Origin of the sequence: Blautia sp. OM07-19 (assembly GCF_003481595.1) — a bacterium.
Lineage (GTDB): Bacteria > Bacillota > Clostridia > Lachnospirales > Lachnospiraceae > Blautia_A > Blautia_A intestinihominis.
Genome location: NZ_QULA01000005.1, coordinates 72,911 through 91,289, shown reverse-complemented (window position 1 = coordinate 91,289; position 18,379 = coordinate 72,911). Strand labels below are relative to the sequence as shown.

The window sequence follows — 18,379 nt, the reverse complement described above, 5'->3', positions numbered from 1 at the left end:
TCTAAAATCACAAATTCACACTGACAGCGGGAGAGGAATAACCTTTCTCGCTTTCTGTGTCATCAGGAGGAACTATAAAAATGAACATTATGAGCTTAATCAATGCACTTCCGGGTGCTTCTGCCCAGGGTCTGATATGGGGGATCATGGCAATCGGTGTCTATCTTACTTTCCGTATTCTGGACGTAGCCGACCTTACTGTTGATGGTACCATGTGTACCGGAGGTGCTGTCTGCGTTATGATGCTTATGAGCGGTCATAACATCTGGGTATCCATGCTTGCTGCAACCGGCGCAGGAATGCTTGCCGGTCTTGCAACAGGAATCTTCCACACTTTCATGGGAATCCCGGCGATCCTTGCCGGAATCCTGACACAGCTTGGTCTTTACTCTGCCAACCTCAAGATCATGGGCAAAGCAAACCAGGCAGTCAACGGAAACAAATACAACCTTCTTGTTTCCCTTCGAAATGTCAAAAATGTTCCATTTTATCAGAATACAATTCTGATCGTTGCAATCTTTATCGTTGTTCTGATCGCGATCCTGTACTGGTTCTTCGGTACTGAACTCGGATGTTCTCTCCGTGCTACCGGATGTAACCCGAATATGTCCCGTGCACAGGGTATCAACACAGATGTATGCAAGGTACTCGGACTTATGATCTCCAACGGACTGGTTGCTCTTTCCAGTGCACTTCTTGCACAGTATCAGGGATTCGCTGATGTCAACATGGGACGTGGCGCGATCGTTATCGGTCTTGCTGCTGTTATCATCGGCGAGGCGATCTTCGGAAAGATCTTCCGCAACTTTGCTCTTCGTCTTCTGAGCGTTGCATTTGGTTCTATCCTCTACTATCTGGTACTCCAGACTGTTATCTGGCTCGGAATCGATACAGACCTTCTGAAGATGCTGTCTGCACTTGTAGTAGCGATCTTCCTTGCTGTACCTTACTGGAAAGCAAAATATTTTTCAAAACCTACGAAACGTGGAGGTAACAACTGATGCTTGAGCTAAAAAACATTTACAAAACTTTTAATCCTGGAACTATCAATGAAAAAGTGGCTCTGAACGGTCTGAACCTCACTCTGAATGAAGGAGATTTTGTTACAGTTATCGGTGGAAATGGTGCCGGTAAATCTACCATGCTGAATGCAGTTGCGGGTACATGGATGGTCGATGAAGGACATATCATCATTGATGGTGTTGATGTTACGAAATTATCAGAACATAAGAGAGCAGCCTACCTGGGACGTGTTTTCCAGGACCCTATGACTGGTACTGCTGCTACAATGGGTATCGAAGAAAATCTTGCACTGGCGAAACGTCGTGGAAAACTTCGTCTGCTGAAACCCGGTATCACAAAGGCAGAACGTGCAGAATATAAAGAATTACTTAAGATCCTTGGTCTGGGACTTGAGGACCGTCTTACTTCCAAGGTCGGACTTCTTTCCGGTGGACAGAGACAGGCGCTGACACTGCTTATGGCTACGCTTCAGAAGCCGAAGCTGCTTCTGCTGGACGAACATACCGCAGCACTCGACCCAAAGACAGCGGCGAAGGTACTTGAGATCACAGAAATGATCGTAAACCGGGATCACTTGACTACAATGATGATCACTCATAATATGCAGGACGCGATCATCCATGGAAATCGTCTGATCATGATGATGGAAGGCAAGATCATCCTGGATATCCAGGGTGAAGAAAAAAAGAAACTGACCGTACGCGACCTCCTCGACCAATTCGAAAAAGCCAGCGGCCAGGAATTCAGTAATGACTCCGCTCTGCTGAGTTGATTTGGTGGGCTGTGTGGTTGTTAAAGGGACGCAGTCAAGAAATGGCATGGGAATTCAAACCGGCTTCGTCGTCCGGAAGTACTAAGGGATAACCTGTCTGCTAAAAGCATTCATAGAAACTGCAAACTCGCTTCGCTCAAACAGTGCAGTTTCTATGAATAACGCAGCCAGAACATCCCTAAGTGCTTCCATGGACTCCTGCAGAGTGTTTGCCTTCCCATGCCATTTTTGACTGCTGACTTTTCCCCCAGCCAAATGGTCAACTAGGTTCGCTCCGCCGCGCGTTCCGCGCGTGCAGCTACGCTCTTCAAATATTCAGCGGTACATAACGGCCTACGGCCGTTCGCGTACCGCGTCCCCCTTCATCCCCATTCCGGTATTATGGTGCGTCTTGAGGGGCGGAGCGGAGGGGCTGGGCGTTTGAGATGGGGAACATCTGCAGGAGCCGTAGAAACAGTTAGGCGTGGAAAATATGCGTTATACAGAAAAGACCGCTCTGTCTGAGCGACAGCGAGTTTGCGGGCTTTTCTGTATGGTTTTAGCATATTTTCCACGCCTTAGTGTTTCTAGGTGACGAAACCGTTCCCCGGAGCAAACGCCCAGCCCCGGAGCGGTCTTCCCCACACGACCACGCATATACCGTCTCCTACTTCGTTCCCTTCATAGAAAGACTGATTCTTTTTTTCTTGAGGTCTACGCCGATCACGCGCACATCCACAACATCTCCAACAGACACTGCCTCAAGCGGATGTTTGATATATTTCTCACTCATCTCAGAAATATGCACCAGTCCATCCTGATGCACTCCGATATCTACGAAAGCTCCAAAATCAATCACATTTCGCACTGTACCCTTAAGGATCATACCCTCTTTCAGATCCTTCATATCAAGTACATCCGTCCTCAGAACCGGTTTCGGCATCTCATCTCGTGGGTCTCTTGCCGGTTTTTCCAGCTCTTTAACGATGTCACGAAGTGTCGGCTCTCCTACGCCAAGCTCCTCTGCGAGCTTCTTGTAATTTTTGATCTGCTTTGAGATTCCGCTCAGCTTGCCAACCGTGATATCCTCCGGTGCATAGCCAAGTTTTTCCAGAAGCTTCTGCGCTGCCTCATAACTCTCCGGATGCACACTCGTTGCATCCAGTGGATTCTTGCCGCCTGTGATACGCGCGAATCCTGCACACTGCTCAAACGCCTTCGGTCCGAGCTTCGCAACCTTGAGAAGCTCACGACGGCTCTCAAACCTGCCGTTCTCCTCACGATACGCAACGATATTTTTCGCGATCGCCTTGCTGATACCGGAAATATACTCCAGAAGCGATGCAGACGCCGTATTCAGATCCACACCAACCTTATTTACACAGTCCTCAACAACTCCACTCAGTGCCTCACCAAGCTTCTTCTGGTTCATATCATGCTGATACTGTCCGACACCGATCGACTGCGGTGTGATCTTAACGAGCTCTGCAAGCGGATCCTGAAGACGTCTTGCGATGGAAGCCGCACTTCTCTGTCCCACATCAAAATTCGGGAACTCCTCTGTTGCCAGCTTGCTCGCGGAATATACAGAAGCACCAGCCTCATTCGTGATCACATACTGAACTTTCTCCGGGATTTCCTTAAGCAGTTCCACAATGATCTGCTCAGACTCCCTGGACGCTGTTCCATTTCCAAGAGAAATAAGAGAAACATTGTATTTCCTGATCAGTTTCTTAAGTGTATCTTTTGCCGCCTGGATCTTCTTCTCATTAGTCGGTGCTGTCGGATAGATCACAGTCGTATCCAGCATTTTTCCGGTAGGATCTACGACTGCCAGCTTGCATCCTGTACGGAATGCCGGGTCCCAGCCGAGGACAACTTTGCCTACGATCGGAGGCTGCATCAGAAGCTGCTCAAGGTTTTTTCCAAAGACATGGATCGCACCGTCCTCAGCGTTTTCTGTCAGGCTGCTACGGATCTCCCTCTCGATCGCCGGGGCGATCAGACGCTTGTAGCTGTCCTCCACTACTTCACGGAGAACCGGTGTTGTGATCGGATTATCCTTTGCCAGGACCTGCTTCTGCAGCCAGCCAAGAATTTCTTCCTCCGGTGCATTTACCTTGACTGTGAGGATTTTTTCCTTCTCACCACGGTTCAGGGCGAGCACACGATGTCCGGCAAGCTTCTTGATCGGCTCCTCAAATTCATAGTACATCTCATATACAGAAGACTCTTCCGGTTTCTTCGCTGCAGATGCAACAGAACCTTTTTTCATGGTAAGGTCACGGATATAGATTCGATAATCTGCCTCATCAGAAATCGTCTCTGCCAGAATATCCTTCGCTCCGTTCAGCGCGTCCTCTACGGTCTCTACGCCTTTTTCCTCAGAAAGAAAAGCTTTAGCTTCCTCTTCCAGCGGTTTCTTTGTCATCTGAAGCATGATGATATTCGCCAGCGGCTCAAGTCCTTTTTCCTTCGCAATGATCGCTCTTGTACGTCTCTTCGGACGGTATGGACGATAAAGGTCCTCTACTACTACGAGGGTCTTGGCATCCAGAATCTGCTTCTTCAGTTCCGGTGTCAGTTTGCCCTGCTCTTCAATGCTTGTAAGTACCTGATTTTTCTTATCTTCCAAATTTCTCAGGTAAAGAAGTCTTTCGTGCAGGGTACGGAGCTGCTCATCGTTCAGAGAGCCTGTCGCTTCTTTACGATAACGGGAAATAAACGGGATCGTACATCCCTCATCGATCAGCTTTACAGCAGCCTCTACCTGCCATTTCTGTACTTTAAGTTCGTCGGTTATCACCTGAATAATATCCATAAATAAAAATCTCCTTTTGTGCCCGTAAATAAATCTGCTTAATAACTATGCTTCTGCATTATAATCGTCTGATGCCGTATTTTTGTAAAAAGACTCTTCCTTCTTCTCCGGCTCATCAAACTCTCCCAGAATATCTCTGTAAAAAGCCGTTTCAGACGCTTCCATATACGGAAGTACCCACAGAAGCGGAATCCCCATGAATAGAAGCGACACGATCAGCAGCGGTGCAAAGCTTAGCTGCAGCATAAGATACTGCCAGATATGTCCCTTCATCAAACGCATGCTCTGTTTCAGGGACTCTACTCCTCCCATCTCCGGATTATCTGCCAGAAGATAAAAACTGAGCGCAAGCGGTACTGTGATAAGTACATTCAGTACTACACTCAGGATCATGATTCCCATGATCATCTGCATCCAGTTCATCTGCGCTTCGATCGTGCTTCCTGGATCGGTCAGATATACCGCAAAATAGATCGGAAGCTGTGAAACTGTGTTCAGAAGTGCCATTACAAATGCCGCGATCAGCACTCTGTCCGGCTGATTATGAAACATATACAGAAGATTTCCAAGGCTGAACTCCCTGCCTCTGCTCATATTCAACATCATATAGCTGTATCCTGTACCGAATACCATCGCGATCAGCGACACAACAAATACAAAAATCTGCCCGGCTGCGATCTCCAGCATAGAATTTCCCGGAAAAAGCTCCAGCGAAAGGACATTTCCCAGAAAGTTCACCGCCATATAAGCCAGCATTCCCGCGATCGCGATGATCCAGTTTCCTCTGAGAGCTGCCTTGGCACTTGTTTTCCAGTATTTTCGGTTTCTTTTCATTTTTGACTCCTGTTTTCTGTAAACAACGAAGGAATTCCACCCCTGAAACCACAGAGATGAAATTCCTTCCATTTTATTTAATCTGCCAGGTTAAATGCGTCATGTACTGCGTTCATCGCTCTTACACCGTCTTTTTCGTTGATAAGAACTGTCACGCGGATCTCTGATGTGGAGATCATGTTAATGTTGACGCCCTCATTATAAAGACTCTCAAACATCTTTGCCGCAACACCAGGATTACTCATCATTCCGGCTCCGACAATAGAAAGTTTGGCAATATTTCTCTCAGAATGAAGTTCCTGGTATCCAAGTCTTGCTTTGTTTTCATCAAGGACTGCCATTGCATCATCCAGATCCTTGTCATCTACGGTGAAGGAAATATCCTTGGTTCCCGCACGTCCGATAGACTGAAGGATCACATCTACGTTGATGTTTTTCTTTGCCAGTACATCAAATAATCTGAACGCCACGCCCGGGGTATCCTTCAGACCGATCACGGCGATTCTTACTGCATCTGTATCAAGCGCAACTCCGCTGATCAGCATTCTTTCCACTGTTACTTCCTCCTTTACAACAGTTCCTTCGCTTGTATTCAAACTGGAACGTACCACGAGCGGTACGCCGTATTTCTTTGCCATTTCCACAGAACGATTGTGGAGCACTCCGGCACCAAGTGTTGCCAGATCCAGCATCTCATCATAAGTGATCTCCTTGAGCTTGCGGGCTGTCGGAACTTTACGCGGATCTGCTGTATATACGCCGTCTACGTCAGTGTAGATCTCGCAGGCATCTGCATGAAGTGCCGCTGCCAGAGCAACTGCTGTCGTATCGGAGCCGCCTCTTCCAAGCGTTGTATAATCATCGTATTTATTGACTCCCTGGAAACCTGTCACAACAACGATCTTGTGGTTTTCCAGTTCTCTCTTGATTCTTTCGGTATCAATCCTCTTGAGTCTTGCATTTCCGTGAACGCTTGTAGTATGCATTGCGACCTGGAATGCGTTCAGAGAAACAGACGGAACGCCCAGTTTATCGAATGCCATGGACATCAGTGCCACGGACATCTGCTCTCCGATCGTAAAAAGCATATCCATCTCACGCTTCGGCGGTTTCTCATTGATATCCTTTGCCATAGTGATGAGTTCATCTGTGTATTTACCCATTGCAGAAAGAACTACCACCACATCATTGCCTTTTTTGTATTCTTCTATGCATCTTCCGGCGACATTAAAGATACGCTCTTTGTTTGCAACTGAAGTGCCGCCGAATTTTTTTACTATTAACATAGTTTCTCCCCCGAAAAAAATGTCAGTCTTTGACACGGATCATAGTGACCACACTGCCATTTAATTTCTGAACTTTTTCTTTATATTCTCCCTGTTTCATCTTGGTGGTGATAAATCCAAATTCACCCGGGAGGTTCTTGAGATTTACGATCTCAACGTCGTCAAAAACAGCTTCTACCTGGTCTACGGTTGTGCCTTCGACTCTTACAAAAAATCTTCCCTCAACTTCATCCATCGGAATCAGTTCAAGCGGTTTGCTGGACCAGTTTGTCATAATGTTCTTGTGGAGGTGCTTTGCTTCGTCTACTACGTCAGCAACTACTGCGCTTGCTGTCGGAAGTTTGCCTGCGCCGCTTCCATAGAACATTGCATCACCAAGGACATTGCCATGGACAAATACTGCATTGAATACGTCATTTACGCTGTAAAGCGGGCTGCTCTTACCTACCAGGAACGGTGCTACCATTGCGTAGAAAGAATCGTCTCCGATCTTGCGGCTGGTACCGAGAAGTTTGATCGTCATGTCAAGTTCTTCTGCGTACTGCATATCCTCTGGTGTGATCTTGGTGATTCCTTCGGTATAAATATCCTCGTAATTCAGGAATTTACCGTATGCCAGAGAAGAAAGGATCGCGATCTTACGGCATGCATCATATCCCTCTACATCGGCTGTCGGGTCTGCCTCGGCGTATCCCTTTGCCTGAGCTTCCTTGAGAACTGTATCAAATTCGCAGCCTTCTGTGCTCATCTTGTACATCATGTAGTTGGTGGTTCCGTTGAGGATACCTGTGATCTCATCGATCTCATCTGCTGTCAGAGAAGAGTTCAGTGCACGGATGATCGGGATTCCACCACCGCAGCTTGCTTCAAACAGGAAGTTGATGTTTTTCTCGCGTGCGATCTCCATAAGTTCCGGGCCGTGTTTGGCTACCAGGGCTTTGTTGGAGGTGCAGACGCTTTTGCCGGATTCGAGGGCACGTTTTACAAAGGTGTATGCCGGCTCGATTCCTCCCATAACTTCTACTACGATGTCTACCTCCGGATCGTTTGCGATCACGTCATAGTCGTGAACAAGGACTTTCTCTACCGGATCTCCCGGGAAATCTCTCAGATCCAGTACATATTTGATGTTGATCTCTGCGCCGGCTCTCTTATTGATGCTGTTATGGTTGGTGTTGATAACCTCTACCACACCGCTTCCTACTGTACCGTATCCTAATACTGCAATATTTACCATAGCTTGGTTTCCTCCTGCGTTCTTTCTTATAGTTATTCTCTTCCGAGGATCTTCAGATAATGTATTCCATCTCTCTGTTCGATCTCATCCACCATAGCCTCTGCGTCTCCCTCACCCGGCAGGATATCCACGCTGAGTGTGAGGGTTGCCACTCCATTGATCGGAATACTCTGATGGATCGTCAGGATATTTCCATGGAAACGTGCAATGGTCTGAAGCACAACAGACAAGATTCCCGGTTCATCATCCATCTGAATGATGAAAGTGATCGTCTTTCCTCTGGCTTCTTCGTGAAAAGGAAAAATATCATCCTTATATTTATAAAAGGAGCTTCTGCTGATACCGGTCTGCTCTGCTGCTTCCTGCACAGTGCTCACTTTCTCTGAATCGAGTAATTTCTTTGCCTGTACCACTTTCAACAAAACTTCCGGAACCGCTCGCTCCCTGACTACAAAATACTTCTTTTTTTCTGTTGTTTTTCCCATTATGACCTTCCTGTCTCTGCTGACTTTATCGTTACTGTTCACAGCAACTCTTTATCCATTTGATGAAACACATATCCCTCTCAGGAGATGTCCGTTTTCAAAAGACAACTGTTTTCCTATGAGGGATATGTTATCACACCTCTGCAAAGTCTGCAAGGCTTTTTTGCCTTATGATTCAGCCGGTTTCTTGGCTAATGCGATCCATTTCAGGTAGGCGTTGATGAACGGATCGATGTCTCCGTCAAGAACTGCGTCTACATTTCCGGTTTCTTCGCTTGTTCTGTGATCCTTGACCATGGTGTATGGCTGCATAACATAGGATCTGATCTGATTTCCCCAGCCGATATCGGTTACTTCACCACGGATACCGGAAAGTTTCGCTTCTGCTTCCTGCTGCTTGAGGAGGAAAAGTTTGGCTTTCAGCATCTGCATGGCTTTGTCCTTGTTCATGTGCTGAGAACGTTCATTCTGACACTGTACTACGATTCCTGTCGGGAAATGTGTAATACGGATCGCGGATGATGTCTTGTTGATATGCTGTCCACCGGCACCGCTGCTTCGGTAGGTATCGATACGGATGTCGTCATCGTTGATCTCTACATCCAGGTCTTTCTTGATATCCGGCATAACATCGCAGGATACGAAGGAAGTCTGGCGTTTGCCTGCTGCATTGAACGGAGAAATACGGACAAGACGGTGTACACCTTTCTCGGATTTGAGATAGCCGTAAGCATTCTCTCCGTTGACCTGGAAGGTAACGGATTTGACACCGGCTTCATCGCCGTCGAGGTAATCAAGCACTTCCATACTGAATCCCTTGCGGTCTACCCAGCGGCTGTACATACGATAAAGCATTCCACACCAGTCACAGGCTTCTGTTCCACCTGCTCCGGCATTGAGCTTGATGATCGCATTTTCGCTGTCATATTCTCCTGACAGTAATGTTTTAACACGGATGCTGTCAAAATCCTTCTGGAATTCGTCGAGCATCTCCTGAATCTCCGGAATGATCTCCGGATCATTTTCTTCATAGCCCATCTCGATCATGGTTTCCATATCTTCCAACTGGGTCTCCAGATTGTGGTATGTCTCCATGTCGTCCTTCATGCTCTTGAGTTCTTTCATCTTCTGCTGTGAAACCTCTGCATCATCCCAGAAGTCCGGTGCTTCCATTTCACGCTCTAATTCTTCAACCCTCTGCTCTTTGTTAGCGAGGTCAAAGTGAATCCCTCACTTCCACTAATGGTTCTGTGTATGTTGCAAGAATACTCTTGAACTGATCTAATTCAACCACAGCTTCACCTTCTTTCTATATATTCATATACTGTAATACCATACCATAGATTGGGTGAAACTGCAAGATTTGCAGTGTGAAAAGCCACGAATCCATTTTTTATTTTTGCATTTTTAACTCATCATTTTATTGACATTGTATATAATATTACATACAATATAAGTATCAAAATTTGTATAAAGGAGGGAATTTCAATGGCTCAGACAAATGTAAATATCCGTATGGATGCAGAACTTAAGAAACAGTTTGAAGCCTTTTGTTCTGACATTGGCATGAGTATGACAACAGCATTCTGTGTCTTCGCCAAAAAAGCAGTTCGTGAACGCAGAATCCCATTCGAGATCACCGCTGACAGCGATCCATTCTACAGTCCTGCAAATATTGCACGACTTAAGAAGTCAATAGAGCAACTTGAAACCACCGGCGGTACGATACATGAGGTAAATATGGATGATAAAAGCATGATCTGATGAAGCATGGCAGGATTTTGAATAAATAATCTAATTTTGATTGCTCAGTGTGGTTCGCATTATAGAGATAAATAAAGCAAGTCCCCATCATACATGAAACTTTCCAATGTTTATATGCATGATGGGGATTTATATGTACTATAATTCTATTCTCTCCAGATCCTCCGGGACGAAAAGATTTCCGTGGAAGTATTTCTTTCCTTCTTCTGTGTAGAGTTCTTTGCGGCGGGCGATGTTCTTGTCCTCGGTGTGGTAGAGAATCAGATTCTGTACGCCGAGCTGCTCTGCCAGTTCGCTGGCGTCTTTGGCTGTGGAGTGATGTTTCTCGTATGGGTGGAATCTGTCTGCCTGGTCGAAGAGACAGAATGCTTCGTGAAGGAGCCATTTGCTGTTTTCGGCGTATTTTTTCTCACATTCGTTGTATGGTTCGTCACCACAGCAGGTGAATTTCTCGCCATTGCCCATATCCATGCAGAAGCCAAACTGTTTCGCTTTGGTGGACTGGATGTCGAAGAATGTCGTCTTATGTCCCATGATGGTTCTTTCTTCTCCGTCTTCTACGACTACCAGATGCAGGCGGTCTCCGATGTAGCAGGTCTGTTTCTTAGGATAAAGCATCTCTGCCATTTCCTTGAGGATGCGGATGACCTCTTCGTGTCCGTAAATTGTTGCCTCACCTTCGTACTGTCCCTGTTTCATATGCTGGCAGATCATACGGATCATCCAGACAACACCCATGATGTGATCTACGTGTTTGTGTGTCACGAAGATCTCGCGCATATCCATCCAGTCAAATCCGGCATGTTTAAGCTGTGCAAGCAGTGTATTTCCACCACCGCCGTCAACCAGCAGATGCTTATCCCCATCTCTCAGCACAAAACATGTATTGTAACACTCAGTTACCATTGCATTTCCTGTTCCCAGCATTGTAATATCCATAAAAGCGTGAACCTCTCTTTCGTATCGGTTGTAACTGTTCAGTACCCTCACAATTACGATTCAATATTTTTCTGATATATTTTATCATAAGTACAAAAGAAAGGAAACAGCATTTGCCGTCTCCCTGATGCAATCAATTATAGATTTTTCTTATTTATATCATTAACAATTTTCTATTATTCTCACATCGAAACAATATGTCGCTTAAGCATCGAAAAATATATAATCCAGAAAATCCGATGCCAATAAGTTGACATAATGATCCGATCAGGCATCGGAAATAAATTAATCCTGTAAATCGATGCCGGTTTCTTGATATATCAGACATATCAGGCATCGGAAATAACCTGCTTGCCTTCACCCGATGCCCAACATGCCTGATAATCATTAAATTATATTTTGAATTGTATCTTATGAGAAAAAGCTCTCCGCCACGCTCATATCCGCAACATATCCCACACTTCCGGTCATGTAGATGGTGCCGTCTTTGTGGATGTCAATCTGGATCATGCCGCCTGGCTGGTTGATGTTGATGCGGTTTTCGGTGAAACCGAGTTTGTATGCAGCCATTGCTGCGGCGCAGCTTCCTGTACCGGAAGCTTTGGTGTAGCCGGAGCCGCGTTCCCAGATCTCGATGTCGAGATTGCCGGTGTCAATCTTACGGCAGATCTGGAGGTTCATCCTCTCCGGAAATTCATCGGCGTTTTCCACATATGGTCCAAGTTCTCTGGCTGCTTTTTCACTTACCTCATCCATAAAGATGATACAATGTGGATTACCGATCGTCAGACAGGTTGCCTTGTAATCTTTGTTGTTGAAGGTAAAGTCCTCATTGATAACCTCACGCACCTCGCCAGTCACTGGAATCTCTCTGGAAAGGAAGGATGCCTTTCCCATGTTTACACGAAATTCTGTAGCACGGCTGTTCAGGCACTCCACTTCAATAGAACCGGACAAAGTTTCGATCTCAAATTTTTTCTCTTTGACATATTCATGGTCAAGAAGGTATTTTGCAAAAATACAGACACCATTTCCGCTGATCGCCGCTTCGCTTCCGTCAGAGTTGTAGATATGCACGCCCATTTTTCCATTGATGTCCACCGGTCCGTACAGAACACCGTCTGCACCGAGTCCAAAACCTCTCTGACACATCAGAGCAATCTTTTTGCCCTGAAGCTGTACACGGTTCTTGTTCGGATCCAGTACCAGATAATCATTTCCAAGTCCCTGATATTTTATCATTGTAATGCAGTCTGTCATTGCTATGCCCTCCCGCTTGATTTGCTTATATTATGGATTTATCGTTACCCGCAATTCATTTAACCATTCGATAGTTCCAGTATATAAGCTATTTTTTACAATGTATATAGAATAAACTGCTCTATACCTTGCAAAAAATGCGGTCATGCTATTGTTTGACCCGTTCACAGCCTCCTAATCATGCCCATTTAATTGTTCCATAACTGGATTTCATTGTACACACCCTATCACATCTCAGGCGAAATGGATACTGTTTTCTCGTGACCAGGCATAAATTCTTGTTTGTGTGTGCCCGCTGCATACTACAGTCAAGCATTTTCCATGCATTTCCATATTTTACCTCGCACCATCCATGTGGAGACAATGCGGCATATGGTCCTCTTGCAGTAACTGCACCACACGCCACACGCGCATCATAGCCCAGAACTCTTGCAATATATGCCATTGTAGAGGCATAATAATAGCAGTCACCTCTTCTGTAAGTAAACATGTAACCTGCACAGGAAGCAATCTGATTTGCCCGTGGTGCGTGATCTGTCATATTATAATAAGGATAATTAAGCAGTGTACGGAAACAGGTTCTAAGACGTTTAGAAGGCAGATCTGTTGCCTTTGAGTATCTCATGACAAAAGCAACTGCCTGACGGATTTCTTTCGTTGTAACCCTTACACCCGTTTTGTCCACATAAAAGTATCCAGTCGTTTTTGAGCCGACAATGTGATTCGTGATAAGCCTGCTGTTTCGGTCAAAATAATAATATTTATTCGAAATTTTCTTCCATCCCTTTGCTCTTATTCCTTTTACAGAATAATACTTTCCATTATTCTGGCTGAACCATCCGGTATACACTTTATTATTCTGATATACTTTGCCTTGTCGAATCGTAATCCCGGATGCGGCAGATACATTTATACCTCCCGCCATAAGTGCCAGCGCTATTATCAATACAGCTATTACATTTTTCCATGCTTTCTCCTTCATTGTTCTCTCCCTGTATAAAATGATATTTTTTATTATACACCACTTCTTTTCCAGTGAATACTTCTTTATAATAGAAAGCAAACAAATCAGGAGGGCTTCCCATGGACTATTCGCAGTATTCCCTTGCAAAAACCGGCTATCTCAAGGAGGATTTCCGGCTGTTTCATATCAATGACCGTACAGACCGGGAGTTTGAGTGGCATTATCATGATTTTCACAAGATCATCGTCTTTGTCTCTGGCAAAGTTACTTATCATATAGAAGGAAAAGCTTACCACCTCAAACCTCAGGACATTCTTCTGGTCAGCCAGGGTGCGATCCACAAGCCGGAGATCGACCCGGCGGTGCCATATGAACGCTATATTTTCTGGCTTCGTGAAGATCTGTCACGTCCAGAGCTCAACACCTGTTTCCAGAAAGCCAACGACCGCAGCTTCAACCTTGTCCGTCTGGATTCTGCCCTCCAGGAACGCCTCAAAGACCTGCTGCCCGAGATCGAGCAGTCCCTGCGTGGTGACCAGTTTGGGGATAATTTCTTAAGTGAGGCACTTTTTACACAGTTTATGGTCTACATCAACCGGATTTTCCTCAAAAGCAGTACTGCTCCAGACCGGAAATCCTACTCTTCGGACTCCCAGGTGGAGCAGCTTCTGAAATATATTAATCGAAATCTGGCAGAAGACCTCTCGATCGACAGTCTCGCCGGGAAGTTTTTCTTCAGCAAATATCATATGATGCGGAAATTCAAAGAAGAAACAGGCTACACGATCCACAACTACATCGTCAGCAAACGCCTGCTTCACGCCCGCTCTCTGATCTCCCAGGGAATGCCCATAATGAAAGCCGCCCAGATGAGCGGCTTTCGGGATTACACTACGTTTGTCCGTGCTTACAAAAAGCAGTTCGGAACAGTGCCAACACAGCGATGATCATTTTTCTTTTTCATAGAGGAATTCTTCTGGCAGGCTTACGTGGAAGTCTTTTGCCAGAGCACGGAAGTTATCCGGTGTGATAGTCTGGAGCTTGTTTGGTGACATGGAGAGGATCTTGACCAGGATCTCTGCAGATTTCTCTACTGTGTGGAGCAGACCGAATGTCAGGTCAAAATCTTCTCCGGAACAGAACATTCCGTGATGTGCCCAGATGACAACATCGTATTTTTTCATCAGTTCTGCTGTTTTGATAGCAATTTCTCTTCCGCCCGGAACCATCCAGCCGATCACTCCGACACCATCAGGGAACACAACCGGACACTCTGTTGCGGATTCCCACAGTTCTCTTGTGAATACCTTGTCTTCCAGTGGAAGTACGAAAGTCAGCGCGATCGTATTTGTGGTATGTGCATGGTAGATAACACGATGTCTTCCGTTTGTCAGTTTCTTCTTCACTTCATGGTTCATCAGATGAGTCGGAAGCTCACTGGTCGGTCTGCCGCCCTCGACAAGTCCCCAGCGGATCCTGTACTTCGTTCCTGTCTCATCCAGCTCGATGATCGCAAGACATACTTCCGGGTCCACGATGATGTTTCGGAAATATTTACCGCTTCCTGTCACAAGGAAAAACTCTCCTGCCAGACCCGGAACTTCCACTCCGATCTCTTCCCATTCTCCCGGTGCATTCAGTCGCGGTTTGATCATCTCTACTTCTTCCGGTTTCAGACGATAGCTTAAGTTTCCACCGTTTCTCTCATGCCATCCCTGCTGATAACCGTCATCTGCCATTTTGATAAAGCCTTTTACGAATTTAGATTCAAGAATTTTCATTTTAATACTCTCCTGTCTGTTTTTGTTGTTTTTGTATCTTTGTGGTTTTGTGCCTGTTTTATTTTAATTTTGTGTGGTTTCTTTTTGTTTATGTCTGCATTATATATTGTTTTATGTGGTTTGTAAAGAGGTTTTTTCAAAAAATAGTCACAAATCACATGTGGTTTTCACAGTTCTTTCTGCAATACTACACAAAACCACAAAAACAAAGCACCAAATTCATCAAGAAACATCACTTCAAAAGAAATGTTTCTTGATAGATTCAGTGCTTTTGTTTACAAGCATTTTATAACGTCAGGATCCTGTTTTTTGGTTTATTTCTGCGCCCATGGCTGTGTCTGAGTCTCTACTACAGTCACCGGATGTTCCAGAGCTTCATCCATCTTGAGGCAGATATACATATCCTGCAGTGCATCTGCCATTCCATAAAATTCTTCACCGCCGTTGATATACTCATGCATTTTTACCATACAGGAAGCAACTGCGATCTCGTCATCGTTGAATCTCGCATTGATAAACGGTGTACGGAACAAAAATTCCTCACCCAGCATAACCGCATAATGTGACCATTCCTGATTTCCATATACGCCAAGATCAATCCTCCGAAGATCCTGTGTGACCGGAATATTCTGCGCATTCAGATAGCGAATAGTAAGATCATCGATCTCACCTCGTGTTCCCTGCACGGTAAGCTGTCTGGTGCGGATAAAAGAGTGATACTGCGCCGGGTCAGAAAAGTCGAAATATGCCACTTTGCCATTGTCGAATTCCATCGTCAGACGATCTCTGGAGCATTTGACAACCTCTCCATCAAAAACCATGCCCTCTCTTCCATATGTTTCCGTCACATCAAACCAGTAACGTTTTCCGTAAATCCTGCAGTTCTCAAATCCTGTTCTAAGGAACTGCCGGATGATACTCGCACCGTGATAACCGTGGAGTGAAGAAATATTGATATTTTCTACCTCACCAAGCTTTCCATCACAGATTGCCTTGTACCAGGATGCATAGAGCGGCTGCAGGAAATACTGTTCTGCCACCTGCACTTTTGGCTGATATTTCTGATAAGCATCCCAGAGCTGATGCAGTGCTTCCACGTCTTCTCCCGGAGGTGTTTCCGTCAGCACCGGGATCCCTCTCTCAAATAAAGTGATCAGATTTTCTGTGACGATTCCTCTTTTGATTGCCATTACGACAAACTCCGGCTCTTTTTCCACAAGTTCATCCAGTGTATTGACTACTTTTACACCGAATTTTGCAGAAAAAGCCTCACCTTTTTCTTTACTTCTTATCATCACTGCTGCCAGATCAAACATTTCCGGCAGGGCTTTGGCAATGCGAATATAAAATTCTGCTCTCCAGCCGGAACCGATCAGTCCAAAACGAATTTTACTCACGTTTCTGTCCTCCCAAGATCATTTATGTCAACTAATTTTCATCACGGTACAGCGTATCCTCTGGATGCTTCCAGAATCTGATACCACTCATCATAAGAAAGTTCCAGTTCTGTCGCATCCACGGCTTTCTGGATTCTGTCTGCATTCATAGTTCCTGTGATCGCCGCAATTCTTACCGGATGAACAAACAGCCATGCGTAGATCACTGCGTCGATCGTAGTCTTATGCTCTTCTGCGATTGCCGTAAGTACAGTACGCAGACGTACAAATTTTTCATCGGTACTCTTAAATACATCACCACCTCCAAGCGGAGACCATGCCATCAGAGGGATTCTTCTTGTAAATGCATCGTCAACTACTCCATTAAAGAAGTTCTCAGTGTTTTTGACAGAAAGCTCCATCTGGTTTGTCACAAGCGGAATGTTCAGATAACTCTGAAGCATCGTCATCTGGGACGGCAAAAAGTTTGAAACACCAATATTCAGGGCTTTTCCCTGCTTTACAACAGTTTCCAATGCATCTGCAGTTTCTGCCGGATCAGCCAGCGGGTCAGGTCTGTGGATCAGTAGAAGATCTACATGATCTGTTCCCAGTTTTTCCAGAGATTCGTCCATTTCTTTCAGAATCTCTTCTTTTGTACTGTTATAGTAAATGGTCTTGTTTCCATAATGTCCCGGGCATACGATACCAGCTTTTGTGATAAGCTGCATCTTGTCCCTCAGTTCCGGACGTTTCCGAAGTACCGCATCTCCAAAGATTTTTTCACAGGTATAGCCGCCGTATACCGGTGCATGGTCAATGGAGGTCACTCCCATATCCAGGCATTTTTCTACAAGATCCAAAAGTTCATTTTCGGTAAGATTGGAATCTGCGATTCTCATGCATCCCATAACTACCTGAGATAATTCCAGATTTTCTGATAATTTGATTTTTTTCATAATGCTCACTCCTGATGTTTATTATTTGTAACTGTTCAGTACCCTCACAGCTACTATTATTCTTTTACACCGCCGGTGGTCAGACCTGCGATGATCTTTTTCTGGAAAATAAGTACCAGAATGATAAGCGGAACGGTTACTACAACAGTCGCTGCCGCAATGTCGCCCCACGGAAGCTCGTAATTGCTCGGGAAAAGTGCAATACCTACCGGTACTGTCCTCATATTGTCATTTGTCATAAAAGTCAGTGCATACAGATACTCATTCCATGCATTGATAAAGACGATCAGTGCCACAGAAAAAGTTGCCGGTTTGATCAGAGGAAGCATGATCGTGAAGAAAATCTTACCTCTGGAACAGCCATCGATCGCTGCAGCCTCCTCAAATCCCTTCGGAAGCTGTGCAAAAAAGTTCGTCAGAAGCCAGATCGACAGTGGCAGGGCAAAGGTGATGTACGGAATGATCAGACCTGCATATGTATTGAGAAGCTTCAGGTTTTTCAGAAGAAGATAGATCGGGCTTAAGGTTGCGATCGTCGGGAACATGGAAATACTTAAGATCGCCATGAGCATGATCTTTTTACCTTTAAAGCGAAGTCTCGCAAGTGCATATGCTGCGGAAGCACCGATTAGAATGCTGAGTACCGTTGTGGAAAGTGCCACGATAAAACTGTTCAGCAGATATCTTCCAAATGGATGTTTCGTAAATACATTTTTGTAAAAGTCCCAGTGGATCTTGCTCGGGATCCACTTCGCCGGAATTGCTGAGATCTCCGACAGAGGTTTGATCGAAGTCATAAACTGCCAGAAAAAAGGAAGGACAATGATTCCGACAAAAACGATCACAAACACTGCGAATAAGATTTTTCCTGCTATGCTCTTTGATTTCTGCACAATGTC

General features: G+C 45.3%; 17 protein-coding genes. 4 read left to right on the top strand and 13 right to left on the bottom strand.

The features are described 5' to 3' along the window. The first annotated feature begins 80 nt into the window (after nucleotides 1-80). Nucleotides 81-1,001, top strand: coding sequence for an ABC transporter permease (locus DXC01_RS05600; RefSeq protein WP_022214033.1), 921 nt, complete (start codon nucleotides 81-83; stop codon nucleotides 999-1,001). After that, the gene (locus DXC01_RS05595; RefSeq protein WP_118251839.1) at nucleotides 1,001-1,795 is read left to right on the top strand and encodes an ABC transporter ATP-binding protein; all 795 of its coding nucleotides are present in this window, start codon (nucleotides 1,001-1,003) and stop codon (nucleotides 1,793-1,795) included. Before DXC01_RS05600 ends, DXC01_RS05595 begins: the two co-directional genes overlap by 1 nt. 646 nt (nucleotides 1,796-2,441) lie before the next feature. On the opposite strand, the gene DXC01_RS05590 is transcribed toward DXC01_RS05595, so the two are convergent. The 6 genes from DXC01_RS05590 to prfB form a co-directional block, all read right to left on the bottom strand. Then, a complete protein-coding gene (locus tag DXC01_RS05590) occupies nucleotides 2,442-4,595 on the bottom strand; it encodes a Tex family protein (RefSeq protein ID WP_118698478.1) in 2,154 nt (717 codons plus the stop codon). 45 nt (nucleotides 4,596-4,640) lie between these two features. After that, nucleotides 4,641-5,429 (bottom strand): DUF975 family protein, encoded by a 789-nt coding sequence (locus DXC01_RS05585; RefSeq protein WP_022214036.1) that lies wholly within the window; start codon nucleotides 5,427-5,429, stop codon nucleotides 4,641-4,643. A gap of 77 nt (nucleotides 5,430-5,506) precedes the next feature. Beyond that, nucleotides 5,507-6,715: an aspartate kinase gene (locus tag DXC01_RS05580; RefSeq protein WP_022214037.1), complete on the bottom strand. Its 1,209-nt coding sequence runs from the start codon at nucleotides 6,713-6,715 to the stop codon at nucleotides 5,507-5,509. Between the two features lie 22 nt (nucleotides 6,716-6,737). Beyond that, nucleotides 6,738-7,952 (bottom strand): homoserine dehydrogenase, encoded by a 1,215-nt coding sequence (locus DXC01_RS05575; RefSeq protein ID WP_022214038.1) that lies wholly within the window; start codon nucleotides 7,950-7,952, stop codon nucleotides 6,738-6,740. Nucleotides 7,953-7,984: 32 nt separating this feature from the next. Then, nucleotides 7,985-8,437, bottom strand: coding sequence for an ACT domain-containing protein (locus DXC01_RS05570; protein ID WP_022214039.1), 453 nt, complete (start codon nucleotides 8,435-8,437; stop codon nucleotides 7,985-7,987). Nucleotides 8,438-8,605: 168 nt separating this feature from the next. Next, a protein-coding gene (gene prfB, locus DXC01_RS05565) for a peptide chain release factor 2 (RefSeq protein WP_118251841.1) occupies nucleotides 8,606-9,731 on the bottom strand; the annotation gives its coding sequence in 2 pieces (ribosomal slippage) (nucleotides 8,606-9,655 and nucleotides 9,657-9,731; 1,125 coding nt in all). A gap of 194 nt (nucleotides 9,732-9,925) precedes the next feature. Here prfB and DXC01_RS05560 point away from each other — a divergent pair. Further along, nucleotides 9,926-10,201 carry a type II toxin-antitoxin system RelB/DinJ family antitoxin gene (locus tag DXC01_RS05560; protein ID WP_118698477.1) on the top strand — a complete coding sequence of 92 codons (276 nt, stop codon included), beginning with the start codon at nucleotides 9,926-9,928 and terminating at the stop codon, nucleotides 10,199-10,201. A 138-nt stretch (nucleotides 10,202-10,339) separates the two neighbouring features. On the opposite strand, the gene DXC01_RS05555 is transcribed toward DXC01_RS05560, so the two are convergent. The 3 genes from DXC01_RS05555 to DXC01_RS05545 all read right to left on the bottom strand — a co-directional run bounded on the left by DXC01_RS05555 (nucleotide 10,340) and on the right by DXC01_RS05545 (nucleotide 13,382). Further along, complete coding sequence (locus DXC01_RS05555) at nucleotides 10,340-11,140, bottom strand: MBL fold metallo-hydrolase (RefSeq protein WP_118251878.1); 801 nt, start codon at nucleotides 11,138-11,140, stop codon at nucleotides 10,340-10,342. Between the two features lie 411 nt (nucleotides 11,141-11,551). Continuing rightward, entirely contained in the window at nucleotides 11,552-12,400 is an 849-nt protein-coding gene (gene dapF, locus DXC01_RS05550; protein ID WP_022214043.1) for a diaminopimelate epimerase, read from the bottom strand. A 178-nt stretch (nucleotides 12,401-12,578) separates the two neighbouring features. Continuing rightward, entirely contained in the window at nucleotides 12,579-13,382 is an 804-nt protein-coding gene (locus tag DXC01_RS05545) for a transglutaminase-like domain-containing protein (RefSeq protein WP_118698476.1), read from the bottom strand. Nucleotides 13,383-13,483: 101 nt separating this feature from the next. Between DXC01_RS05545 and DXC01_RS05540 the strand changes: the two genes are divergently transcribed. After that, the gene (locus tag DXC01_RS05540; protein WP_022214045.1) at nucleotides 13,484-14,311 is read left to right on the top strand and encodes a helix-turn-helix domain-containing protein; all 828 of its coding nucleotides are present in this window, start codon (nucleotides 13,484-13,486) and stop codon (nucleotides 14,309-14,311) included. Here the strand turns inward: DXC01_RS05540 and rhaD are convergent, their stop codons facing one another. The 4 genes from rhaD to DXC01_RS05520 all read right to left on the bottom strand — a co-directional run bounded on the left by rhaD (nucleotide 14,312) and on the right by DXC01_RS05520 (nucleotide 18,373). After that, complete coding sequence (rhaD, locus tag DXC01_RS05535) at nucleotides 14,312-15,145, bottom strand: rhamnulose-1-phosphate aldolase (protein ID WP_022214046.1); 834 nt, start codon at nucleotides 15,143-15,145, stop codon at nucleotides 14,312-14,314. Nucleotides 15,146-15,459: 314 nt separating this feature from the next. Further along, on the bottom strand, nucleotides 15,460-16,542 hold the full coding sequence (locus DXC01_RS05530) for a Gfo/Idh/MocA family protein (protein ID WP_118698475.1): 1,083 nt from the start codon (nucleotides 16,540-16,542) through the stop codon (nucleotides 15,460-15,462). 41 nt (nucleotides 16,543-16,583) lie between these two features. Then, a complete protein-coding gene (locus DXC01_RS05525; RefSeq protein WP_118698474.1) occupies nucleotides 16,584-17,480 on the bottom strand; it encodes an aldo/keto reductase in 897 nt (298 codons plus the stop codon). A gap of 56 nt (nucleotides 17,481-17,536) precedes the next feature. Continuing rightward, nucleotides 17,537-18,373: a carbohydrate ABC transporter permease gene (locus DXC01_RS05520; protein ID WP_199704973.1), complete on the bottom strand. Its 837-nt coding sequence runs from the start codon at nucleotides 18,371-18,373 to the stop codon at nucleotides 17,537-17,539. Nucleotides 18,374-18,379: the final 6 nt, after the last annotated feature.